The organism is Deltaproteobacteria bacterium, from assembly GCA_019310525.1.
Classification (GTDB): domain Bacteria; phylum Desulfobacterota; class DSM-4660; order Desulfatiglandales; family HGW-15; genus JAFDEE01.
The window spans coordinates 14,512-36,620 of the sequence record JAFDEE010000024.1 but is presented as its reverse complement, the minus strand read 5'-3'; the positions used below and the strand labels follow the sequence as shown (position 1 = coordinate 36,620).

General features: G+C 55.2%; 22 protein-coding genes. 5 read left to right on the top strand and 17 right to left on the bottom strand.

What is annotated here, in order from left to right; translation table 11 throughout:
• Window positions 1–320: 320 nt before the first annotated feature.
• On the top strand, window positions 321–1,091 hold the full coding sequence (locus tag JRF57_06290; protein ID MBW2303308.1) for an RHS repeat-associated core domain-containing protein: 771 nt from the start codon (window positions 321–323) through the stop codon (window positions 1,089–1,091).
• A gap of 91 nt (window positions 1,092–1,182) precedes the next feature.
• The gene (locus JRF57_06285; GenBank protein MBW2303307.1) at window positions 1,183–1,443 is read left to right on the top strand and encodes a hypothetical protein; all 261 of its coding nucleotides are present in this window, start codon (window positions 1,183–1,185) and stop codon (window positions 1,441–1,443) included.
• Between the two features lie 122 nt (window positions 1,444–1,565).
• Here JRF57_06285 and JRF57_06280 read toward each other — a convergent pair whose 3' ends face one another.
• From JRF57_06280 to JRF57_06205, 16 genes are all read right to left on the bottom strand, one after another.
• Entirely contained in the window at window positions 1,566–1,913 is a 348-nt protein-coding gene (locus JRF57_06280) for a DUF4143 domain-containing protein (GenBank protein MBW2303306.1), read from the bottom strand.
• A complete protein-coding gene (locus JRF57_06275) occupies window positions 1,910–2,650 on the bottom strand; it encodes an ATP-binding protein (protein ID MBW2303305.1) in 741 nt (246 codons plus the stop codon). The genes JRF57_06280 and JRF57_06275 overlap by 4 nt, the downstream gene beginning before the upstream one ends.
• Window positions 2,651–3,120: 470 nt before the next feature.
• Window positions 3,121–4,065: a tetratricopeptide repeat protein gene (locus JRF57_06270; protein ID MBW2303304.1), complete on the bottom strand. Its 945-nt coding sequence runs from the start codon at window positions 4,063–4,065 to the stop codon at window positions 3,121–3,123.
• Between the two features lie 471 nt (window positions 4,066–4,536).
• Complete coding sequence (locus JRF57_06265) at window positions 4,537–5,289, bottom strand: ABC transporter ATP-binding protein (protein MBW2303303.1); 753 nt, start codon at window positions 5,287–5,289, stop codon at window positions 4,537–4,539.
• A gap of 53 nt (window positions 5,290–5,342) precedes the next feature.
• Entirely contained in the window at window positions 5,343–6,092 is a 750-nt protein-coding gene (gene cbiQ, locus JRF57_06260) for a cobalt ECF transporter T component CbiQ (GenBank protein MBW2303302.1), read from the bottom strand.
• 58 nt (window positions 6,093–6,150) lie between these two features.
• A complete protein-coding gene (locus JRF57_06255) occupies window positions 6,151–6,867 on the bottom strand; it encodes an aspartate/glutamate racemase family protein (GenBank protein MBW2303301.1) in 717 nt (238 codons plus the stop codon).
• Window positions 6,868–6,895: 28 nt separating this feature from the next.
• Window positions 6,896–8,533 (bottom strand): 5'-nucleotidase C-terminal domain-containing protein, encoded by a 1,638-nt coding sequence (locus JRF57_06250; GenBank protein MBW2303300.1) that lies wholly within the window; start codon window positions 8,531–8,533, stop codon window positions 6,896–6,898.
• A gap of 152 nt (window positions 8,534–8,685) precedes the next feature.
• The gene (locus JRF57_06245) at window positions 8,686–10,035 is read right to left on the bottom strand and encodes a DUF4139 domain-containing protein (protein ID MBW2303299.1); all 1,350 of its coding nucleotides are present in this window, start codon (window positions 10,033–10,035) and stop codon (window positions 8,686–8,688) included.
• 22 nt (window positions 10,036–10,057) lie between these two features.
• Window positions 10,058–11,206 (bottom strand): hypothetical protein, encoded by a 1,149-nt coding sequence (locus JRF57_06240; protein ID MBW2303298.1) that lies wholly within the window; start codon window positions 11,204–11,206, stop codon window positions 10,058–10,060.
• 195 nt (window positions 11,207–11,401) lie between these two features.
• Window positions 11,402–12,679 (bottom strand): kynureninase, encoded by a 1,278-nt coding sequence (gene kynU, locus JRF57_06235; protein MBW2303297.1) that lies wholly within the window; start codon window positions 12,677–12,679, stop codon window positions 11,402–11,404.
• 58 nt (window positions 12,680–12,737) lie between these two features.
• The gene (locus JRF57_06230) at window positions 12,738–13,208 is read right to left on the bottom strand and encodes a GNAT family N-acetyltransferase (GenBank protein ID MBW2303296.1); all 471 of its coding nucleotides are present in this window, start codon (window positions 13,206–13,208) and stop codon (window positions 12,738–12,740) included.
• Between the two features lie 114 nt (window positions 13,209–13,322).
• A complete protein-coding gene (locus tag JRF57_06225) occupies window positions 13,323–13,847 on the bottom strand; it encodes a methylated-DNA--[protein]-cysteine S-methyltransferase (protein ID MBW2303295.1) in 525 nt (174 codons plus the stop codon).
• Window positions 13,848–13,913: 66 nt separating this feature from the next.
• Complete coding sequence (gene speB, locus JRF57_06220; GenBank protein MBW2303294.1) at window positions 13,914–14,756, bottom strand: agmatinase; 843 nt, start codon at window positions 14,754–14,756, stop codon at window positions 13,914–13,916.
• On the bottom strand, window positions 14,753–16,606 hold the full coding sequence (locus JRF57_06215; GenBank protein ID MBW2303293.1) for a PAS domain S-box protein: 1,854 nt from the start codon (window positions 16,604–16,606) through the stop codon (window positions 14,753–14,755). Before JRF57_06215 ends, speB begins: the two co-directional genes overlap by 4 nt.
• A gap of 136 nt (window positions 16,607–16,742) precedes the next feature.
• Window positions 16,743–18,038, bottom strand: coding sequence for an amidase (locus tag JRF57_06210; GenBank protein ID MBW2303292.1), 1,296 nt, complete (start codon window positions 18,036–18,038; stop codon window positions 16,743–16,745).
• Between the two features lie 158 nt (window positions 18,039–18,196).
• A complete protein-coding gene (locus JRF57_06205) occupies window positions 18,197–18,502 on the bottom strand; it encodes a hypothetical protein (protein ID MBW2303291.1) in 306 nt (101 codons plus the stop codon).
• Between the two features lie 313 nt (window positions 18,503–18,815).
• On the opposite strand from JRF57_06205, the gene JRF57_06200 reads away from it, so the two are divergent.
• Window positions 18,816–19,235 carry an HIT family protein gene (locus JRF57_06200; GenBank protein MBW2303290.1) on the top strand — a complete coding sequence of 140 codons (420 nt, stop codon included), beginning with the start codon at window positions 18,816–18,818 and terminating at the stop codon, window positions 19,233–19,235.
• Between the two features lie 31 nt (window positions 19,236–19,266).
• Here JRF57_06200 and JRF57_06195 read toward each other — a convergent pair whose 3' ends face one another.
• A complete protein-coding gene (locus tag JRF57_06195) occupies window positions 19,267–19,791 on the bottom strand; it encodes an HNH endonuclease (protein ID MBW2303289.1) in 525 nt (174 codons plus the stop codon).
• A gap of 161 nt (window positions 19,792–19,952) precedes the next feature.
• Between JRF57_06195 and JRF57_06190 the strand changes: the two genes are divergently transcribed.
• Both JRF57_06190 and JRF57_06185 read left to right on the top strand, forming a co-directional pair.
• Window positions 19,953–21,212 (top strand): amidohydrolase family protein, encoded by a 1,260-nt coding sequence (locus tag JRF57_06190; protein ID MBW2303288.1) that lies wholly within the window; start codon window positions 19,953–19,955, stop codon window positions 21,210–21,212.
• 85 nt (window positions 21,213–21,297) lie between these two features.
• Window positions 21,298–21,969, top strand: a complete 672-nt coding sequence (locus JRF57_06185) for a hypothetical protein (GenBank protein ID MBW2303287.1) — start codon at window positions 21,298–21,300, stop codon at window positions 21,967–21,969.
• Window positions 21,970–22,109: the final 140 nt, after the last annotated feature.

The following is a 22,109-nucleotide window of genomic DNA, read 5'->3' as shown; positions in this document are numbered from 1 at the left end:
TCACCTTTTGAGTGCCTCCTTTGTAGTCTTAGTGGTTTATTCGATACCCTTCTATTACTACATTTGGGGGCACTTTTGTTTAGAAAGTTACACCGTTAACGCATAATTTGGGTTTATGTTAGGGTATCATGATATTATTATCAAAAAACGAAATGATGAAGCACACGTATTAAAATCATATTTATTAAAAAATACTCGGAAAACGGGAGATAAAAACATTTAATCCATTCAAAATCCTGACAGAAGTTACAGCTACGATTCCGACGGCAACCTGCCAAAAGGTTATCTGCCTGACGGCACGGTTTTTAAGGCCGCCTACGATGCCGAAAACCGCCTGTGTACAATCGCCTACAGCCGCAACGGGGTTTATTTATCAGAAGAAGTTTACCTATGATTACCGCGGCTTTCTGGCCCAGGTGGAGGAGTTTGAAAACCAGGTTCCCAAAGCCAAACTGCGGATAGTCAGAAACGGCCTTCTGGCTTTCCAGGACCGGGACAAGGACAACAACATTATTTCTCAGTACACCTGGAGCCTTGGCCTGCTCAACCTGCACAGGTCCGGAAAGGACTATTCTTACCTTTACGATGGCAAGGGCAATGTCAGCGCGGTTGTTGACTCGACAGCGAATATTGTGGCATCGTATCAGTACAGCACCTTCGGCCGCCTGCTTGCAAGCACCGGCTCCCTGGACCAGCCGTTCGGGTTTTCTACAAAGAGATACTTTGCTGAACTTGGCCTTGTCTACTACGGATACCGGTATTACAACCCCGCCATGGCCAAGTGGATCACCAGGGATCCGATCGGAGAAACCGGAGGCGTAAATCTCTATGCTTTCGCCCTAAATAATCCGGTTAACGAAGTTGGTCCCTTGGGACTGGATGACTTGCTAGGCCAAACAAGACAAGTGTCGTCAAATCCGTTTCCCAGTTTGCCTAGCTTGTCATTTCCGGTGTGGTACTGTCAATTTTTTTGTGTGAAATTTTTTGCGGTCAATCTTTTAAAGAACGGCAGGTTATGGGCTACTTTTCCTAAAGGGTTTGACCTCCAATGTAATTCCATTTTTAAGCAGATAAAAGCCAAGAGGGTATAACAAGATCTTTCCCCAATCCATCCCTCTGTGTCAATGTAAGTGAGACACCTAATCCTTTCAAAATTAGTGTAGGGCGGGTAGGAGTTCTCACATGAAAACTGGACAATTACAATGCGAGCCCATGCAGAATCGGACAACGGCGAATGATGGCAACCACCAGCCCGGCACCTTTTCGCCTTCGGATCCGGAAGTACCAGAGAAAAAGCCCAAAAGACGTTTTACTGCCGCATACAAACTGCACATTCTGCAGGAATACGAATCATGTCGCCAACCTGGTGAGATCGGTGCACTGCTCTGGCGGGAAGGGCTCTATCATTCCAATATCAGCACCTGGCGGAAGCAGCATGGATAAACAAACCGCAGGGTACTCAGCATGCGCTACTCTAATTTATCACCAACGGTGTCTCATTTTCATTGACATATTCCGTTTGTGTCCGTTTTTACTTGACCACTACTTCGGATGGACCAAAAGTTTTACCAGACCGAATTGCCACAAAAATATTCTTCCGGGCCAATCACAGTGATCCCGTTCTCATCGTAAGAATTTTTCAGCTCAGCAACTATCTGGGTGGCTTTTTCCGGCCTCAGCCTTGCAGCATAATATTTCAAGGATCTGGAAACTTTCTTGTCTCCGTATTTAACCTCTATCAACTCTTCCAGAATGCCATCCCTTAAAATGACGAAATCCACTTCCCGATGTTCCTTGTCTCTGATGTAGCGTAATTCGTATCGGTAACCTTCCCTGTCCTCAAGAAAATGAAGCCTCTTCAACAGGGAAGATGCCACCAAGTTTTCAAAACATGCACCCTCGTCACCGATCACATCACCGTTGTCAAAAAAATAGACCTTGGGGGCTTCAGGATAGACCGGGGAATAGACCGGGTAAAAGGCCGGATGGAAAATACAAGGTACATGCGTTCAAGAACTTCAAGCCAGTTTTTGATTGTTTTATGTGCTACCTGAAGGTCTTCTGCAATGTTTGAATATACAATAGTCGACCCAACCCGCCTTCTCAAGATATCAAGCATGAGATTCAACAACTGAATGTTTCTGATCTGTTCAAGATCCCTGATGTCTTCCCTGATGACCCGGCTGAATCGTTCCCGACGCCAGCGTCTTGCAAAGTGTTCGCTGCCATCGAGGAAAGGCTCTGGAAATCCCCCAACTGCCATCAAGCGCCCGAAGGCTTCTTGGCACGACATGCCGGCAGGTCTTTCATCCAGGGAAAACGGGTGCAATCTCCAGTAATGATAGCGGCCTATCAGGGAATCTCCTCCCCTCCTGTATACATCGAGCCGTGCAGACCCCGATACCAGGATACGATGATTTTCTCCCAGAACGTCATAAATGCCTTTTATCCACTGTTTCCAATGGGGGTACTTGTGAAGCTCATCAAAGATCAGAAGCGGACTATCATCCCGCCAACGTTTTTTCAGGATATCCTGCCGATCTTCATCAAAATCCCAGTTGAAATACCTGCCCTTAGGAAAATGCTTTTGCAGCAAAAACCGGGCAAGGGTGGTCTTACCTACCTGGCGCGGTCCGCCAATAAATACCATTTTGCGTTTTAAATCATCTATGACCCATGGAGCCAAATATCTCATGCGACTAATTTAGACTCTACTCAAATTTTGTCAGGACTATTTGGGAATTATGGTGAAAAAATTAAGGTGAATTTTTCCCAAAAATGTGGGCACACTGAACAACGAACTGATTTCCCATAAAAAAGCGGCCCCGGCCGGGGCAATCCCAGAAGAGATTGCAAAAGGTGCAAGATGGCTGGTTTTGGTTTGGCAAGGGGACCGGGAAAGGTCGGGGTTCAGGGTTTGTTGCGTTTGGGATCAAGAGGCCGGCCGTTCCGAAGGACGTCTATAATGTTGGACCAGGGGACCCAGCCGTCTTCCTGGGGCATCGTCAATCCAGGCACATAGGTGCGATAAAAGTAGTCACCTCCCCCCATAATTTAGGGAGGTTCGATTTGTGTTACGAGGGTCTTGTGAGTCATCTATCAATGAGGTCTCTGAGAGACCTATTCGGAATATCGACTGTCCTTAACCAGGCTGATAAGTCCTTCCGCCAAATAGGGGGACTGCTTCAATACATTGCGCAACTCATGACCTAAAGCATCGTCGGTGGGCCAATAGTAAAGGATTTGATCGATGGTCTTAAAACCGTGTTTTCTCAACAGTGTCTCAAGGGTTGTCGGTGAGAAGTAGAAATTATGATCCGGATGAACAAGTTCAATGTTATTGTCTTTGACTAATGTAACAACACGATATGAAAACGCGTTAGGGACGCTTACGATAATGTCGCCTGAAAAGTCTAACCTTTTTAAATTGTCCAGAAAGTTGCCGGGATTGGAGAGGTGTTCCATGACTTCAGGAATGACAATTACTTCGATATCTTTCATGAGGTTTGCAGGAATGATCTCGTTTTCTACGTCTACCACATAAACCTGGCTAAATCCAACTCGTCTCAAGAGATCAATGCCCGCTTTATCAACATCGATGCCTATTAGTCTCTTTGCAACCAGCGATAATTGGTGATGAAGATGTGTGGTGTCTTTGAGTCTTTGTCTTACCAACCCTCTATCAACGCACCCAATATGCAGGACATGTTTGCCTCTACAGTAGTCGACTATGAAAATTTTTCTGTTGTTTACGATTCTGACATGTTTCCTTAGCGTGTTAGTAAAATTGACTGTCCCGGTCTCTTTCGCGGTTTCGTCGTCTCCCCCTCTCAGAGCGATAAGATTATCAATAGCATCTTGATAAAAGGGATCGAGTTTGAGCGCAGTCAAAAAATAGTTCTGTGCTTTTTTTATATCTTGTCTTTGAAAAGCTATGACCCCGAGGTTATTATGCGCCTCTTTATTGTTGGGGTCCTTTTCTATGACTGACAAAAAACACTTTTCGGCTTCATCGAGTTTCCCTTCGGCAAAAAGCGCTTCGCCTCTTTCGAGTTGGTCTTGCATTAAGCAATTCCTTTACGTTATGATATTAGATGACTCATCGAGTATGCCACCGTCATGCCGTTTCAATAATGGCATCTATATCTGAAAACTCCGGTGCCTACCCAAGCATTTCCTGTGCTTTCTGACTGCTGCTAATAAGTAGGGGAAGATCACCCTCAAGCCTTTCTGATTCTACGATCTTAAAGTCTCTTTTAGAGGTAAGCCATTGCTTTTTTTGAAAAAATATAAAGAAAGGGCCATTGTGAGTCAAGAAAAAAGCGGTGCAATATATGGTGGTCTCATGCCTTTAGGGGTTTTTAGTCTGGGAAGTTGGTCTTTCCTCAAAAATGTGGGCACACCGAACAACGAACTGGATTTCCCCTGAAAAAGTGGACAGTGCTTTTTGAATCGGCTCGGCATTTCGATGGGTTCAAGCCGGCAGAGGCTGTAAATCTGGCCCGCGGGATCATTTGTTGTGTTGCCGTTGACCGGTTAATGCATATCCCCTCCGGAATGGGTATGTTGAATACGGCCGGATGGATGGACGTGAACGTGGGTGTGGGGGATGCTGTCCTCTTCTAAGATCAGGCGCCCGTTTTCCATTCCGTAGATCTTGTCCGCCATCTGGAGGAGAAAGTCCATGTTGTGGGATATAAAGACGTAGGAGACATCGATCTCCTTTAGGATCTGAATGATTCGCTCCGTTGTCTCGGGATCCAGGGCGGTGGTGGGTTCATCGAGAAGCAGGACCCGCGGTTTCATGGCCAGGATGGTTCCCAGGGCCACGAGTTTTTTTTCCCCTCCCGAAAGCTTGTAGGTGATCCTGTCCTCGAATCCCGAAAGCCCCAGCATTTCCAAGACTCCCCTGGCGATTCGCTTTGCCTCCCGGACGGACTTGCCCTGGTTCAGGGGGCCAAAGGCCAGGTCCTCGAGGACCGTCGGACTGAAAAGCTGGTCATCGGGATCCTGGAACAACAAGCCGATTTCCCTTCTCGCGGTCTTGAAGTCCTTCTCCTCCCGGCATTCTCTCCCGAAGATCGTTATGCGTCCGGAATCCGGTTTCAACAATCCCATGATGATGTGAAAAAGAGTCGTTTTACCGCTGCCGTTGGGACCGATGAGTCCCACCTTTTCCCCTTCCCCGAGTTTAAAATCGAGGTTACTGAGGACTCGTATCCCGCCGGGGTAAGTAAAATGAACGTTTTTAAGCTCGATCAACGTCAATGCCTTCTCCTTTGCCGGTATTGTTCAATCGTCAAGCCCCCCTTGGATCGGGAACTCAGTCCCCGCCCAAGCATTTATCCCCATTGGAGCAATGAGATCCCGAGGATTCCGAGGAGCATGAGCCCGGTAAGGATCCTGTCGGAGTGCCCAAAGGAGAACTCGCCCAGGTCATAGTACTTTCCGGTAAATCCCCGGCAGAGCATGGCGGCTCTCACCCGTTCCGCCCTGTCATAGCTTCGGATAAACAGCATCCCCACCAGGTAGGCATAGGTCCGGTAGGTGTGAAGGTCCGTTTTGGGGGAAAAGCCTCGAATTTTCATCGCCTTGGTGATGCGCTGGTATTCCATGTAGATGACGTGAATGTAGCGGTAGGTGAGCAGGAAAAGATGAACGATCTTGGTCGGAATTCCGAGTCTTCTCATGGCCCGGCCCGTGTCGAAGGCTGACATAGTGGTCACCAGGGCGATCAAGGCCAGGATGATGGCGTTCGTCTTCAAGGTGATGAGAAGGGTGTAGAGTATTCCTTCCCGAGTGGCCTGGAAGGGGCCTACGCGAAAAAGCGTTTCGCCCGGATAGGTAAATGGCAGGAACACCCATAGGACCAAAATCAACCCGTTGACTGCAAGGAGGCGCGAGCAGACTTTCCTGGGGGGGAGATGTGCGAGAAAGACCAGGAAGAGCGCCGAGAGGATCGAGGGAATGACTGCAGTAAAACGGTCGCTCAGGGCGACCACGAAAGAGAAACAGATGGCTACGACCACCTTGGCCCGGGGGTCCAGGCGATGCACCGGGGAATGGACGTTTTCAAAATCCTGTTCCAGCATTCCAGGAAATCCTGCTTCTAACCTTCCCTTCCGGATTGGATATCCCCGGGGTCCGGCCTCAGGGAGACGAGGACCCCTGCTGTTCGTCGAGGGCAAGATCCACCGCTGCCGATGCATGGATGCGTGTCGTATCAAAGACGGGAACTAGGCTCTCTTGCTGCCCTACGAGCATACCTATCTCGGTGCATCCAAGGATGATTCCCTCGGCGCCCCTCCGAACGAGACCCTTGATGATCTGCCGGTAAGCCTCCCTCGAGGAAGAGTTGACAACCCCCCGGCAAAGTTCGTTGTAAATCACGCGGTGAACGATCTCCCTGTCCTCCTCAGGAGGGATCAGCACGTCCAGGGCGTATCGATCCGACAACCGCCCCCGGTAGAAGTCCTTCTCCATTGTGAACCGGGTCCCCAGGAGTCCTACCCGGTGAAGGCCCTCGGCCCTCAGTCTTTCTCCAGTGGCGTCGGCGATGTGAAGCAGGGGAATTTGAACACGGGCCTCTATCTCATCTGCCTTTATGTGCATGGTGTTGGTGCAGATGAGAAAAAAGTGCGCTCCCGCCCTTTCCAGGCTCCCGGCCGCCTCCGCCAGTATCTCCGTGGTTTCGTCCCACCTGCCTGAGTGTTGAAGCTCCTCGATCTCAGAGAAATCCACGGAATATAGGATGCTCCTCGAGGAATGGAGTCCTCCGAGCTTCTCCCGCACCCGTTCGTTGATGATCCTGTAGTAAAGGGCGGAAGACTCCCAACTCATCCCACCGATAAGCCCAATGGTTTTCATGATGAAAGTGCTCCTTTCCCCTCTTTTATTATTCCGGTCGGCTCGCCCCGAGCGGAGCCCCGATGACCCGGATCCTGCCATGGATTCTGGGCCGGAGGGCCTCCCCAAGGGTCTGGATGTACGCCGCCAGGATCTCCCTCTGGAGCTTCCCTGTATCACGTCTTTGAAGGGCCTTTAAAAAGGAACGGCATCCGTCCCCGCCATCGGCTAGAAAGGAATTGGTCGCCACCCTGTAAACCCGGCCGGTGTCAATGGGTCTCCCGTGCACCCGGATCCTGCGGCACCTGCGGGTCCGGGCGTCCAGGGTCAGGGTGATGCCGCGTGAGATCTGGGGAAAGGCCCCGCTTCCCATGCCTTTGGCCCCGAGGTGATTCAAAAGATCGATAAGATCCCGTCCCTTGAGGGTCAATACCACAACCGTGTTGTCAAAGGGAAGGATTTCGTGAAGAATTTTTCTGGTAATGGGGCCTCTGGGAAGTCCCGAACGGATTCCCCCGCCGTTCTGGAGAGCGAAGTCGGCTCCCAGTTCCCGGGTGGCCCAGAGCATGGAATCGGCCACGAGGTCTCCCAGGGCAGTTTCCCGATGCCGGGATGCCTCGTTGGAAAAGGGGGACTCTGCATATCCTATGACCTTTGAGAGGCTCGTATTTACCTTGTCCAGATATGGTTGGAGCATCTTTAAGAGGGCCGGATCCTCGGGCACCGGCCTGCCTGCGTTCCGGATGATCTTCCTCCCGTCGGCCCTCCTCTCCAGGGTCTTGAGGTTGACCGGGACGGCCCTGAAGGAAACGAGCCGGACCGCCCTTCCATGGATTTCCAGGTCCACCCTCCCGAGTACCAGTCCCCATTTCCAGGCCTGAACGATGGGGACCATCTTCCCGGAGCGCCGGTTTCTCACCATGACCGGGGATTCGAGCCTGGTATGGGAATGGCCGTCCACGATGAGATCGATTCCTTCCACCTGGGCGGCCAGACGCTTGGAGCCTATCCGGACTGATTCAAAGATACCCATGTGGGTGAGGGCGATCACGATGTCGGCCTTTCTTCTCAGGAAGGGAACGAGTCTCCGGGCGGTTTGGATTTCGTCATCGAACAGGAGATCCTTGACATTTTTGGGATTGGCGATGTGTTCCGTGTCCTTGGTTGTAAGCCCGAAGACAGCAACCCTGAACTCCCCGAAATCCTTCAGGAGATAGGGCCGGGCCAGGAGGCCGCCGCCCCGGGTGCGGATATTGGCCGAGAGGAAAGGGAACCGGGCCGCGGCCATCTGCTCTTTGAGCACCCGGAGGGGATGGTCGAATTCATGGTTTCCCAGGACCATGGCGTCGTAACCGAGGGCGTTGTACCCGAGGATATCCGGACGGGCACTGAAAAGATCCGACTCGGGCCTGCCGGTGTTGAGGTCTCCGGCATCCAGGAGCAGGACATTCCGGTTTTCCCTTCGAACCCCCCGGACCAGGGTCGCCCGGGCGGGGAGGCCTCCGGCCGCTGGCGAGGGATAGTAGGAAAACTTTAACGGGTGTCCGTGGTGGTCGTTCGTATGGAGCACTACCAGCCTGCTGCCCCCGGTTTCGGCCGGTACGGGGAAGGACAGGACCAGGAGGAGCAATCCGAAAGCCAGGGCCAGGAATCGGCCCATCGGCCTGGTGTTCCTTGTTGCACTCATCGAAATGGTTTTCTCCTGAGAAAAATTAAACCGCCGGAGGATGAGCATCGGCGGAAAACGCGGTACGCTTTGCCCGGGTGTGTTCCCCCGGCTCAGGAGGTCTGGCAGGCAGTTGAAAACCTACTGCGCTCGCTACGTTTTTCAACAGCCTGCTAAGGGGTGATCCTGTCGGCCCTCCTCCCGTGGTGAATCGTAAGAACGTAACGGAATCTTTTGACGGCCAGGGGTGGCACAGACAGGGTATACTTTACGGTTTTCAGGTCCTCCTTCTCAAAGGTCCCGAAATCGCCGCTGTTTCGTATTTCCCAGGCAGGGGTGGGGAACCGGCGCCGAATCTCCATCCTGGCCGGGATCTTCCGGGTGTTGCGGACCTCGATTTCATAGGTCTGGATCTCGTCCCACCCGCTTATGTTGCCTTTTCGGTCAAAGCGGTAGCCTTCAGTCCGGTAATCCACGAGGGCAACCCTTGCACCCACATCCCTGGATTCTCCCAAGGGGATTTCCACCTCCTGCCCCACCGGGATATACCCGAGCCGGGAGCGGCCCTGGTAGGCGAGGTGTCCCGCTCTTCCCGAATCCCGGTAGACCCTCAGGACGCCTTCAGGGATCGGGGTCTTGCCGAGGTGGTGGGCCTTGTCGTTCCTGAAACGCAAGAATCGAAAGACCTTGGGACCGAAACGCTTTTCGTCGAATTTGAAGAGGCTCTCCACGGGAATCTCCGTTGCCTTGAAACTTCGAAGCCTCTTGGTCCATCCGTCAGGAATGTCGCACGCTCCTTCGATGTCGTATAGAAAGAATTCGCTTCGGCCCTCCTTTCGAATCTCCCGGGGTCGCGCCATCATGGCCTTCTTGAGGACCTTTGCCTTTCCCCGATCTCCTTCAAAGATTTTATCAGACACTGCGGCCTTTTCCGGAAGGAGCGGCCCGGAACCGGGCCGACCGAAAGGAAAAGGGCGCCGGGCCAGGTCCGTTATGCGGTCGATGAGACGGATTTTTCCTACAATCAACCTGATGCGGGTGTTTTCGTAATCTTCCCCGCTGTGGTTATCAATCCCAACATAACCCTCCAAATCCATGGTCTTCTCGTCAGGCCCCAGGACCCCCTCGTAAAAGGCGTGCCAGGAGAGTCCGCTGGTCAGGTAACTGACCTCGAAGGGCACCGGGCCTTCAACAGCGCTTTTCACCTCCCATATCCCGAGGCTCCTGATCCCCGGCGGGTAGGAGAGAAGGGTTACTTCGATCTTATCGGCATGGGCCGACGGGAGCACATCCAGGCTCGTGGGGTCGATGAGGGTATCGGCCCAGGAGAGTTCAATCCGGTTCAGCCCCTTCTTGAGGGTGAGATTTCTTTTCTCCCTCACAAGGGTCAGGTCTGCGGACTTGTAAATGGTAAGCTGGACCGACTCCCGCCCGGGGATGACGGCCAGGTCCGTCTCGGCAAGGGAGCTTCCCTCCAAGGCCAGCACGAGCATGGCGGCAAGGAAGATGCGGCGAATCTTCATCTCTTTTTCCTCCAAGGCTCCTTCAGTAAGGTTCCCGTCGTATGTTTCGGCGGATGTATCTCATGGTGAGTTCCTGCTCTCCCTTGGCGGGGAGTGTGACGTGGAATTCGAGCAGACCCGCTTCCTTTCGCTCGTAGGGAAGATTGCATGCCTTCATTTCCCACTGGCCGGGGATGTGCTGGATCATGAGGAGCTTTACCGGGCTGTCTTTGAAATTTCGAACCAGGGCCCTGATCTCTTCTTCCGAATCGTAGAGGACGATTCGGTTCTTGTCATTCCGCCGGACGTGGATGCGGCGTTCCAGGGTTTTTCTTTGCTTGACCACGACATCCCGGCTGTAGCCTACGGAGATGGTGGCCTCTTCACCTGCCGGATCCAGGTTGATCCTGCCTTCACCCAGGAAAAGGGTTCCTCCCCGGCCGTCTTCCAGGAAGATACGGACCTTGCCCTCTGGCAGGGTGGAGGGGTTCGGTCCCAGGCGGCCCTTGATTCGGTAGCTTACCGGCAGGGCTCCGTCGGCCCCCTGTTTCTCGGGATCCCACGGCATCCTGCGGGCGTCGAAGGTCCATACCTTTACCACGGGAATGCGGTTCCAATGGAAAACAGGCAGTTCTTGGGTCTCTCCATTTTTCACGGTGGCCGAGAACTTCCCGTTCCCTGCAGGAAGAACAACTACATCTTGGAAATCCTCTCCCGAAAAATTGCGCAAAACCAGGAATCCCCTCAGATCGATGGTCTTTTCCTCCTTGTCTGCGACGGCCTTGTAATGGAGGAGCCCGTCGATGCGGGAGAGAAGGTAGCTTATTCGCACCGACACTTCTCCGGCCTCCTTGCTGTAGATCTCCCACAAGAGGGCTTCTTCTCCCGGAGGGAAACCGACATTGAGAAGGGAGGCCTGATCCTTGGGGCAGAGAATGGTCATGCGCACGGAGTCCCTATCGATCCGCACCCCCTTCCAGGAAAAATCCACCCGGTTTAAGCCTTTTTCGAGGGTCAGACTCCGGTCCTCCTCGACCAGGGCGGCCGAGGGATTATCCAGGTGAAGAACGATTTTCCCGGGCCCGGGCAATGCCACGAACTTGACGCGGGCCTCGGCGGGAGGGAGTGAGAGCAGCAAGAAAAGGAGGACGTTGAACAGGGCCAAATGAAAATACAAGGTCTTTTTTGCCATTTGCGCCTCCTCTCGAATCGGATCACACAGGCCTGGAAAATGAGCTGGAATGGCCGGGGAGCGATATGAGCAAACCCGGCCCATTTTTCAAAGGTCTCCGAAAAGATATATTATGACACACCGCCTTGAGAAATGGAAAGGATCAATGGGGGGTGAAATGAGCGTTGGGCCGTTCCCCTGACCGGGCGGGGAAGGTCAGGTGACCTTCAGGCGCTCGATGGGATAGCGAAGATGGCGTTCCTGTTCCATTACCTTTCGAATACGGTCCACCACCTCCCAGACCTCTGAAAAGGAGTTGTAAAGTGGGCAAAGCCCGATTCGGATGTTGTCCGGTTCCCTGAAATCGGGCAGCACTCCCATTTCTTCGATCAAGGCGCGGTTGATTCGGTATCCCTCGGGATGGCGGATACTCACGTGGGATCCCCTTTGGTCGGGATTGCGGGGCGAACCCAACGTGAAACCGAAGGGGGCCAGGATCCTGTCAGCCAGATAGATGAAATAGGAAGTCAGTCGGATGGATTTCTCGCGGATGGTTTCGATTCCGGCCTCAAGGAGTGGATCAAGGGCCGCTTCCAATGAAAGGAGAGAAAGAATGGGTGGAGTGCCTGCCAGGAATCGGGAAATGCCGGGTGAGACAGAATATTTCAGGCGGAAGTCGAATGGGGAACGGTCCCCGAACCATCCCTGGATGGGAGGGTGCATCCGTTCCTGGAGATCCCTTCGCACGTAGAGAAAGGCGGGGGACCCAGGTCCGCCGTTGAGGTACTTGTAGGTGCATCCAACGGCCAGGTCCGCCTCCCAGTCGTTGAGATGAACGGGCACGGCCCCCGCGGCGTGGCTGAGGTCCCAGAGAACCAGGGCGCCGTTGCGGTGGGCGGCCTCGGTGACGGCTGCGGCATCGTAAAGGAAGGCGCTCTTGAAGGCCACCAGGGAGAGGGTGACGAGGGCGGTTTTCTCGTCGATCAGCCTGAGGAGGTCTTCGGTTTTCACGTGGATCCCGTCCTCGGAAGGGGCCAGGCGCAGCTCGTAGGTCCCCTGGAGCAACCGGGAGCAACCCTGGAGCACGTAGAGATCCGAGGGAAAGTTCAGCTCATCGGTGACGATCTTGCTCCTCCCGGGCATCAGTTCCAGGGCGGAGAGAACCAGCTTGAAAAGATTCACGGAGGTGGAATCGCACACGAGGACCTCCCCGGGCCCGGCTCCGACAAGAGGCGCAATTTTCTCTCCCACCCGCCCCGGTGCCTCGTACCAACCCCTGTTCCAACCCCGAATCAGGTCCATCCCCCATTCCTGCTCCACGGCCTCTTTCATCCTTTCGGCGACACGGCGGGGAAGCCGCCCCAAGGAATTCCCGTCAACATAGATCAGGTCCGGATCCGCAATGAGGAAGTCCTCCCGGAAGGCGGCCAGGGGGTCTTGTTCATCCAGGCGGGCGGCATAGGCCGCTCCTGATTCGAAATCCAGGGTGTCCATTGTGCTTTTTCCTCTCTTCTTCCCCGCTCACGGGGTTTGGTAGACTGTTTCTAGGCCCCTAAATGCGCATTTCGTAGATATCCTCGAAGTACCTTTTGCCCGAGATAGAATCAAAAAAGTCGGCGGCTCCCACCCGTTCCATGGTAAGACCGCTGTTGCTCGCAAAACGGGAAAAGGCCTTGAGACTGGCGGGGTTGTCCGGCGCGATGGTGACCTGAAGTCTGCGGCATCCCTTCTCTCGGGCCGCATCGAGGATCCTGTGGATCAGCCGTTCCGCATAGCCCTTTCCTCGAAGCCCCGGATCGATCCCGATCTGCCAGAGATAAAAGAGGTCCCTTTCACGGGAACTTGTCACTCCGGAGATGAATCCCACCACCTTTTCTCCATCTTCCATGATAAAGCAGGTCTCCGGGAAGTACCTCAGGAGGACCCAGTATGTAAAGGGGGAATGGAGATCAAGGGGTCGGGTGCGTTCAACGAAACGCCTCACGGCATCCACGTCCTCTTCCCGGCACATCCGTATCTTCATGTCTCCTTCTCTTTTCCACCGCCCTCAGGGGGGGTGTTCGTGACCATGGGTTTGCACCCCACTCAACCTTGCCCTGCAAACCGTCCCGCTCACGCCAAGGGTGGGAGAAAAATCCTAGGCCTTGTTTCTCCTTTCCAGGTCCAGGAGAAAGGTTTTCACGTCCAGTCCACCCCCGAATCCCGTAAGGGATCCGTCCTTCCCGATCACCCGGTGGCAGGGAATGATGATGCCGATGGGATTGGCGCCGACGGCCCCTCCCACGGGGCGGGCCTTCCTGGGGTCTCCCAGCTCCGCTGCGATATCCCCGTAACTAACGGTCTCCCCGTAAGGAATCTTCATGAGCAGTTTCCAGACCCGCCTTTGAAACGGGGTCCCCTCGTAGGCGAGCGGAAGATCGAATTCCCGGCGGGTGCCGTCGAAGTATTCGCCTAGCTGTACCCTGGCCTGCACCAGGAACTCATGATGGGAGTCCATTTCAATGGAATTCGGGAGCAGCCCGGACCGGATGGAGGTGTTTTGGAACAACAGGCCCCGAAGACCCCTGTCGCCGGCCACGAGGGTGAGAGGCCCGACAGGGCTTTGGATCCTCGAATATACGTACCGGTTTTCCCTGGATTCCCGCTCCGATATCTTAAACATGCCTGGAACCTCCCACGGTCCGGCAGGCCACGTTGAGCCCGGTTTCCCCAGGCCGAGTCCCTGTGTTCACGATTCTTCCTGCATCAACATCTTTGCTGCGATTTCCTTCACCATCTTGGCCGCCACCATGGCGGTCATCCCGATGGGGTCCCGGGTGGGATTGTACTCCACGATGTCGGCCCCGATGATGGAGCCCTTCAACCCCTGGATCACTCGGATGACCTCCCTCGTGGAAAGACCTCCGGGTTCGTGGTGCGATACGCCCGGGGCGAAGGCCGGATCCAGGACATCCAGGTCCAGGGAGAGGTAGACGGGCCTTTCAAAGGCAGGGAGGAGGGAGGGATTCCAGTCCTTCATCTCCATCACCTCCACTCCGAAACGGTCCGCCTGGGAGCGCTGGTGGGGATTCATGGTGCGGATTCCCACCTGGATCAGCCGTGCGGCCAGTCCCTCCTCCATCACCCTGGCAAAGGGGCAGGCGTGGGACAGCGGATCTCCCTCGAACTCGTCGTAAAGGTCCGGGTGGGCGTCGAGATGTAAAACATCCACCGGGCCGAATTTCGCGGCGTAGGCCCTGAGCAGGGGATAGGTGACGGCGTGGTCCCCACCGAGACAAAGGATCCGTGCCCCCCTCGTAAGGAGACGGCCGGCGGCCTTCTCGATCACTTCCACGGGAGCCCCTTGGCCCTCAAAGCTAAGGTCCCCCACATCCCGGAATCGCTCCCCGGTTCCGAGGTCCTCTCCTTTCTCTGCGCAGAGATTGCATGAGCCGGAATGTAAGGCTCCCCTGATTTTAGGGGGGGCGAGGGCGGGACCCCTCATGAAGGAGGAATGCTCGTCCCAGGGAACACCCATCAGGGCCACGGTTCCGGGGCCGATAGAGTCGAAGAGATCGTCGCCGCCTTTCATTGACGGGATCCCCGTGCTTTTCGCCGGTCGGTTGGAGAAGCGGCCGGAAGGTAGATTGCAAAGGTGCTTCCCTCGTTGACCTGTGATTCAACGTGGATGTGGCCCCCGTGCTTTCGCACAAAGGAGTAAGCGATGGACAAGCCCAGGCCCATTCCCTTCCGGGTGCCCCTCTCCTTGGTGCTGAAATAGGGATCAAAGATCAAGGAAAGGTATTCGGCCGGGATCCCGATTCCCTGATCCTGGATGGAAATCTTGACATACCTTCCCTTGGGAAGCCACTCCAGGGCCGGCTCCTCGCTGCTGTCCTCAAGGTTCTCGGCCTTGATACGGATGAGTCCTCCCCCCGGCATGGCTTCCTTTGCGTTGGTGATTAGGGCGTCCAGGACTTGACTGATCTGGGTTCGATCGATTTCCACCTCATAGAGGTCCCCGGGGATGGAAAGCTCAAAGCGGATATCGGCATCCCGGTTTGCGAGGGCGGAAGAATCCAGTATCAAGGTTTTCAGGGAAAGTGTCTCTTTGGTCGGGGCCCCCATTTCCGTGAGTTTGATGAAACGCTCTACGAGCCTCTTGGCGCTCAAGGAACTTTTTTCGGCACTGGCCAGATACTTCGAGATTTCACCCCCCGGGGGCGAGATGGCCAAGGCAAGGGAAACGTTGCCCATGATGGCGTTCAGGATGTTGTTGAAGTCATGGGCGATTCCCCCGGAAAGGGTAGCTACGGTCTCCATCTTGCGAGTACGTTCGAGTTGGGTTTCGAGCCTCTTCTTCAGCGTGATATCCATGAGATTGATTCGGACTCCCGCCACCTGCTTGTCCCTGAGGATCGGTGAAGAATAGACCAAAGCCCATATCGCTTCCCCGCCTTTTTTCTTGAAACGGAATTCCTCACCTTTGATTGGTATCCCCTGGATCATCTTCTCCAAGAGTTCTTCGCCCCTCTCACTGTCATCCGGGTGAAAGAAATCCTTCACCGAGAGTCCCCTGCCCAGATCATGAGGGTGGATCCCGAAGATCTCACTTCCGATCCGGTTGATGTAAGTGACATGGAAGTCGGGATCGATTTCACAAAGCACGGTGGGCAGCAGGTCCGCGATCTCCCTGAAACGGGTTTCGCTTCTGACCAGGGCCTCCTGAGACCGCTTACGGTCGATGGCCAGGGCGACCTGCTCGGAAACGGAGGCCATGACCTCCAGGTCTCGATCGTCGAAAAGATCAGGGTCTCGGTAACTTTGAACAGCCATGACCCCGATAACCTTCTCATCGGCGATGAGGGGGACGCCGAGCCAGACGAGGGGAGGCACGCCCTGCATCCTACCCTGGGCCTTTCTTTCAAGGAGTTCCCTACGGCGGAGGAGCACGGGCTTTCCATCCAGGATCACCTGGCCCGTGAGGGAATCCGATACTTTATAGTCCACCACCAGATCCCTGAAACTCCTATCAACCTCATCCCTCCAGTAAGGAAAGGCCAGGGTCCGCTTTTCACCGTCGTAAAGGGCGATATAAAAATTGGTCGTGTCGATGATCTGGCCCAGGATATGGTGGATGGAAGCATAAAGGTGCTTCAAGTCCTTGGTCGTGTTGACTGCGTTGGAGATACGGAAGAGGACCCTGTTGATCTCCTCGGCCCGCTTCCGTTCTTCGACCTGCCTCAGGAATTGCCCTTTTTGTGCCCGAATCCCCTTGCCCTCATCCCGCGTTGTTGGGGTCCTGCGAAAGCCCTCCAGGATTTTTTCGAGATCAATCTTCCTGCTTTCAAGCCGGAGGATTTGTTCCTCGCGGTCCTTCAATTCCCGTTCGAGTTCCCTGATCCTCCGTTTTAATTCGTTATATGTGGGCTTGGATGCCATCTCTCCCACCGTGCTTCAGGTCCCCGTGGGGGTGATTACATATCGGCCTTTATCGGCCGGTTATGGAATAGGGGTTGGATCTGGTAAATTTCGAATACTAGCAGTAAGGAATAGGAATGGCAAGGAGTTGTGGAAGCTAAAGACGATTGCTCAATAGAGCGGCGATCCTTGGGGCCGCTGCAACCAGGATTTCGTCTCTGCCGAGCCTTCCCACAACCTGGAGCCCGTGGGGAAGGCCCTCCCGGTCAAGAGATGCCGGGAGGGAAAGGGTGGGGAGGCCCAGGAAGGTCCAGGGGAGATTCATGAGCGGGCTCCCGGTGGAACTCAGCCCCCTCGGGGCCCTTTGGGTCGCTGAAGGGGTGAGCCAAAAATCCACACCCGATTCATCCATGGCATCCAGCAGGCTCCTCCTCAATTTTTCCCGTCGGGCCCTGAGTTCACCAAGCTCCCGGTCATCCATTTTTTGGCCCTTTTCTATGTCCTTCAAAGTCCTTGGGCGGTAAAGGTGCCGGTATTTTGAAAACCATCCGGCATGGACCCTGGCGAACTCGGCCCTGGATAGGGTCCCATGAAGCTCGTTGATTTCCCGGATGTCACGAAAAAGGGGGTAACGGCGGATTGAAAATCCTGCCCCCTCGAAAAGAGAGATGAGATATTCGAAGTGCCTTCGCTCTTCAGGACATGCCTGTTCCAGATAAGGGCCTTGCGGAATCCCCAAAAGGAGGGACGAGGGGTTTGTATGCTGCGGGATGTCCCGCCACCCATCCAGGAGGGAAGAGGAGACCCCGGGAAGAATGCTCAGGTCCTCGACAAAGAAGCCCACCTGGTCCAGGTTGGGTGCGTAAGGGATCAGGCCCCGGTTCGGGATACGCCCCGAGGTGGGCTTGAAACCGATGACACCGCAATAGGCCGCGGGACGGGTGATGGATCCCACTGTTTGGGTCCCAAGGGCCGCGGCGAAAAGGCCCATCGCCACCCCCGCCGCGGAACCGCTGCTGGAGCCTCCAGGGGTGTGAAGGGGGTTTCGGGGATTTCGGGTCGGCCCTGGTTCGAATCCCGCGAATTCGGTGGTCACTGTTTTTCCCATGATGATGGCCCCCGCCTTCCTGAGCCGTGTCACGCACTCGGCCTCCGGGCCTTCAAAGAGGCGGGAGGGGAGGGATGAGCCGCAACGGGTGGGAAGATCCGTCACCCGGAAGATGTCCTTAACGCCCAGGGTGAGTCCGAAAAGCGGGGGCCTTTGGGCCGGGTCCCTGAATCTTTCCAGCAGGCGTCCGGCCTCTTCCATGATGCGATCCCTGCGAGCCGTACCCGGCACCAGGGCATGGATTTCGGGATCCAGACGCTCGATCCGGCCGCATAACTCCTCCAGGTGCCTGATGAGATCCATACGGCCGGAACGCAAATTCTCAAGTCTTTCAAGGGCGGTCAATCAATCGCTCCTCAATATGGGAGGTGATCCCCGTCACGGCAGATGTCGAAAGTAACGGATCCCGGTTCGATCCCGCCCTCCGTTCCATCCGCCAGTGTGGGAAAGAAGGCATGTCAAGGATTTTCCCGGCCTTCACGGAGGCCACGCAGCGGGGAGCTTCATTCGAAAAACCGCCGCCAGAAAGGGGGCCTTACCGTGGATACGCGGTTGAGGTATTCTTCCCTTGAGTTGAAGAGGAGGTAGAAGGTGACCGAGTCCCAGGCCGCGCCCCCTTGAAGGTTGGCGATCCAGTCCATGCTCTCCCCCTCGATCTCGGGAACGCGGCCCACGACGAAGAGTCTTCCCCCGTATCGTTGAAAGGATGCGTATTCCAGCAGCACACCGTCCTGAATGGATTTGGGCGCGTCGGAAAGATAAAGGACCACCAGCTTGCCTTGGAAATCGGGGAGGTTGTCTTCCTGCATCTTTCAGTACCCCAAACAAAAAAAGGTCTCAAAGATCCTGGGGCAACTACCCTTCCCGCATCCGGCATGCCCGGTCTGGAAGAGTTCTCCTTGTGCCCCGGGGAGAAATAAGAATAGCAAAAGGGGGATGGAGAGGCAAACGCAATTCATCCTACTCCCAGAGGGAGAAAGGTATAGGGAGAAATCCCTCGACACTGAAAATGATTCATACTAAGATTCTTTTCCCGTGAAAACGGCAGACCCACATGAAGGGTTCCCGTTTCGTCGGCCCGGGGGTGCGGGGAGAAGAGCCTAAAGAGGAAAGGAGGAAGGCATGGAAGAGTGCATTTTCTGCAAGATCGTAAAGGGCGAGGTCCCTTGCTTCAAGGTCTATGAAGACGACAGGGTCCTGGCTTTTGCGGATATCAACCCCATATCCGAAGGCCACACCCTCATCATCCCCAAGAAACATGCTGAAAACCTGTGGGAAATCCCAACAGAGGATCTGGCGGCAATTCACCTCGCCTCGAAAAAGCTGGTCCAGGGGATCCGGAAGGCCTTGAATCCTGAAGGCGTGGCGGTGCTTCAACTGAACGGGCGAGGCGTCAACCAGGTGGTGATGCACTATCACCTCCACCTCATGCCGAGAATGGCGGATGCACCGGAACTCCCAGTTACCCGCTGGGAACTCAAGCCTGGTGACATGGAAGCCATTCAAAAGACGGCGGAAAAGATAGCCGCGGCCCTGCCGTAAGTCTTTTTTGGGGAACATGCCCGCAGGGAAGCTATTCCACGAGTTCAACGGTCCAGTAAAGGTAGTCCCGCCAGGTTTCCGGGACCTTATTGAACCCGATGGTGATCCTGAGGGCCGGGACCCAGGAAGGCCGGGTGGGTTTCCTGATGAGTCTCATGGAGGCCTCTTCCGGCGTGCGCCCTCCCTTCTTCCGGTTGCAATCCACGCAACAGGTCACGATGTTTTCCCAAACGGTTTTGCCGCCCCGGGATTTTGGGAGGACGTGGTCGTAAGTGAGTTCCTCGGTGGAAAATCGCTTTCCACAATACTGGCAGGTATAGCGGTCGCGGGAGTAAATGTTTTGGCGGGAGAACTTGATGGGGCTCTTAGGCCGCTTGATCAACTTGAGAAGGCGGACAACGGCCGGCAACTTGATGGAAAAACTTACGGATCGGATCTCATGGTCGTACTCCTCGATCACTTCGACCTTACCGAGACAGAGCAAGGTAATGGCCTTTTTCCAGTTGATGATTTTCAGGGGTTCGTAAGTAATGTTGAGGAGTAGTACCTGCTCCATCGGCAATGCCCCTGCGAGACTTTTAAAAACACCCTCTTTTGCCCAATTGCCGCTGTTCCAAAGCGTGTGGTGTATCCGGAAGCGGATATCACACCTCTCTGCCTGGTCAAGATATCTTAATAAACTATAACGTTTCAAAATTCAAGAAGAAAATCACATTGATGGCATTACGCAGCCTCCATGTCGGATGGATCGTTGACGGTACCGGAAACACTCCCAAGAGAAACATGATCCTGGAAATCGAAGGGGACCGCCTTCGGGGTATCTTCCCCCCGCGGGGAAAGTTCCTCCGGGAGTCGCCCGGGGACCTCACCCGCTTTACGCTCCTCCCGGCCCTCGTTGACGCCCATGTGCATCTCCTGCTTTCAGGAAGCGCGGATTCCGATATCCGCCGCCATCAACTCCGGTTTTCTTTTAGGGAAGCCGCCGCTGTTGTGGAGCACCACATCCATGACCATATCGCCCACGGTGTGCTGATCCTGAGGGATGGGGGAGACTATGGGGGATACGCCCTTCGTTTCAAGCGGGAAGTCCTTTTGCCTTCCGATCCGCCCATCCGGCTCGTTGCTGCGGGAAAGGGGTGGCACGCGGCAGGGCGTTATGGCCGTCTGGTGGGGCGTCCGCCCCTTAAAGGCCGGACCCTGGCTGCATCAATCAGGGAGACACGGGATGGCGCTGAGGTGGTGAAGATAGTCCATTCCGGCATCAACAGCCTCTCCGCCTTTGGAAAGGAAACACCGTCCCAGTTCCCGGCCTCCGAGCTTAAAAGGGCGATCGAGGCGGCCAGGGGGCTGGGCCTCCGGACCATGGTCCATGCCAATGGACCCGGACCGGTCCGGGAGGCCCTGGATGCAGGGTGTGATTCCATTGAGCACGGTTTCCTGATGGGGCGGGACAACCTCCGTAGGATGGCCGACAGGGGGATCACCTGGGTCCCGACGGTCTTTACCATGGAAGCCTATGCCCGAATCCTTCCTCCCGGGAGCCGGGAGGCGGAAGCGGCAAGGCGTTACCTCGACCATCAGCTCGAGCAGATCAGGCTCGCCAGGGAATGGGGTGTCTCCCTGGCGGTGGGAACGGATGCAGGCAGCCCGGGCGTCCATCATGGCACGGCCGTTCAGGAGGAGATCAGGCTGCTGATGAGGGCTGGATATCCCCTGGAGGAAGCGATCCGGTGCGCGACGGAACAAGGGGCAGCCCTTTGCGGGTACCAGGGAAAAGTAGGAAGGCTTGCAGCCGGATGGGAGGCCACCTTTATTGTGATCCGTGGCGGCCCGGAGGAGCTTCCCGGCGCCCTGGCTTCCCCCGAGAAAATCTATTTCAAGGGAAGACCCCTGGAGGAGATAGAAGGGAAGCCAGGGCCTGAGGCCCCGAACAGAAGGCAACGTTTCCGGGCAGACTCAAAAATCCGAACCCCTTGACCCCCGAGGGAAGGCTGGCCTATACTGATTTCAGGTTGGCTTTACGTGTATGTTCAGGCTACAAGCCTTTCGGGGATCAGACAAAATGAACCCAGGGAATTTCAGCTCGATTGGAATAAACCGGGTCCGGAGATTCATCCTTCCAGGACTGGCGGCAGCCTCCCTGTTTCTCCTGGTTTTCGGGTGCTCCGCCTCCGGGACCCTCACCCATCCGATCTTTCCCGTCATTCGGTTCATCAACCCTGAGGCCGAACGAATCCCGGGCAGGTACATTCTTGTAATCGATCCCCCTTTGAGGAGCCTTCAGGCCGACGTACGGCCGTCCTCACAGACTTGCGGTGCCCATGATTTCCCCGTAAGGGTTGGAAACGCCTTCGCCCATCTCCTGATCAACACTTTGCGGTATCGGTTTGACGAGATAGTCCTGGAACGGGAGTTCCCCCCGCCGGGCGCCCTTGAGGAAAGAGGTATGAAAGGGGCGATATTCCTCCGGTTGGACACCTTTAACCCCACCATCTCCTGTCCTTTTGCGGGGTCCTGCATCGAGCGGACAGAGGTCGTTTTGTGGGTGAGGTTTGTTGACGGGCAAGGCCGGGTTCTTCTGAATGAAGGCATCCGTGGCGAGTACGAGGAGAAGGGAGGATCCATCGTTGAGTGCGCAAAGATCGCCCCACACCTGGATCATTCCGTGAGCGAGGCTCTTAAGGAAGCGGCCGTAAACCTCCTGAAAAGAATAGGAGATGTTCTCGCTCCTTGATCTTCCCGACCTCTCTGTTTTTGATAGGGTTCAAGGATCCAGGGGTTCAAGTGGCCGAGTGATGGTTGTAGAATTAAGCCGGCCTCTACGCATTTCCTCTTGACCTCTCGGCTCTTGGGCCCTTAATTTGCTTGTGGACG

Coding starts and splice junctions, on each gene's coding strand:
- JRF57_06290 (MBW2303308.1), top strand. CDS start 321: ATGCCGAAAACCGCCTGTGTACAATCGCCTACAGCCGCAACGGGGTTT.
- JRF57_06200 (MBW2303290.1), top strand. CDS start 18,816: ATGGAAGAGTGCATTTTCTGCAAGATCGTAAAGGGCGAGGTCCCTTGC.
- JRF57_06250 (MBW2303300.1), bottom strand. CDS start 8,533: ATGAGTGCAACAAGGAACACCAGGCCGATGGGCCGATTCCTGGCCCTG.
- JRF57_06230 (MBW2303296.1), bottom strand. CDS start 13,208: ATGAAGATACGGATGTGCCGGGAAGAGGACGTGGATGCCGTGAGGCGT.
- JRF57_06275 (MBW2303305.1), bottom strand. CDS start 2,650: ATGGTATTTATTGGCGGACCGCGCCAGGTAGGTAAGACCACCCTTGCC.
- JRF57_06215 (MBW2303293.1), bottom strand. CDS start 16,606: ATGGCATCCAAGCCCACATATAACGAATTAAAACGGAGGATCAGGGAA.
- JRF57_06285 (MBW2303307.1), top strand. CDS start 1,183: ATGAAAACTGGACAATTACAATGCGAGCCCATGCAGAATCGGACAACG.
- JRF57_06195 (MBW2303289.1), bottom strand. CDS start 19,791: ATGGAGCAGGTACTACTCCTCAACATTACTTACGAACCCCTGAAAATC.
- kynU (MBW2303297.1), bottom strand. CDS start 12,679: ATGGACACCCTGGATTTCGAATCAGGAGCGGCCTATGCCGCCCGCCTG.
- JRF57_06270 (MBW2303304.1), bottom strand. CDS start 4,065: ATGCAAGACCAACTCGAAAGAGGCGAAGCGCTTTTTGCCGAAGGGAAA.
- JRF57_06255 (MBW2303301.1), bottom strand. CDS start 6,867: ATGAAAACCATTGGGCTTATCGGTGGGATGAGTTGGGAGTCTTCCGCC.
- cbiQ (MBW2303302.1), bottom strand. CDS start 6,092: ATGCTGGAACAGGATTTTGAAAACGTCCATTCCCCGGTGCATCGCCTG.
- JRF57_06190 (MBW2303288.1), top strand. CDS start 19,953: ATGGCATTACGCAGCCTCCATGTCGGATGGATCGTTGACGGTACCGGA.
- JRF57_06205 (MBW2303291.1), bottom strand. CDS start 18,502: ATGCAGGAAGACAACCTCCCCGATTTCCAAGGCAAGCTGGTGGTCCTT.
- JRF57_06245 (MBW2303299.1), bottom strand. CDS start 10,035: ATGAAGATTCGCCGCATCTTCCTTGCCGCCATGCTCGTGCTGGCCTTG.
- JRF57_06225 (MBW2303295.1), bottom strand. CDS start 13,847: ATGTTTAAGATATCGGAGCGGGAATCCAGGGAAAACCGGTACGTATAT.
- JRF57_06185 (MBW2303287.1), top strand. CDS start 21,298: ATGAACCCAGGGAATTTCAGCTCGATTGGAATAAACCGGGTCCGGAGA.
- speB (MBW2303294.1), bottom strand. CDS start 14,756: ATGAAAGGCGGCGACGATCTCTTCGACTCTATCGGCCCCGGAACCGTG.
- JRF57_06240 (MBW2303298.1), bottom strand. CDS start 11,206: ATGGCAAAAAAGACCTTGTATTTTCATTTGGCCCTGTTCAACGTCCTC.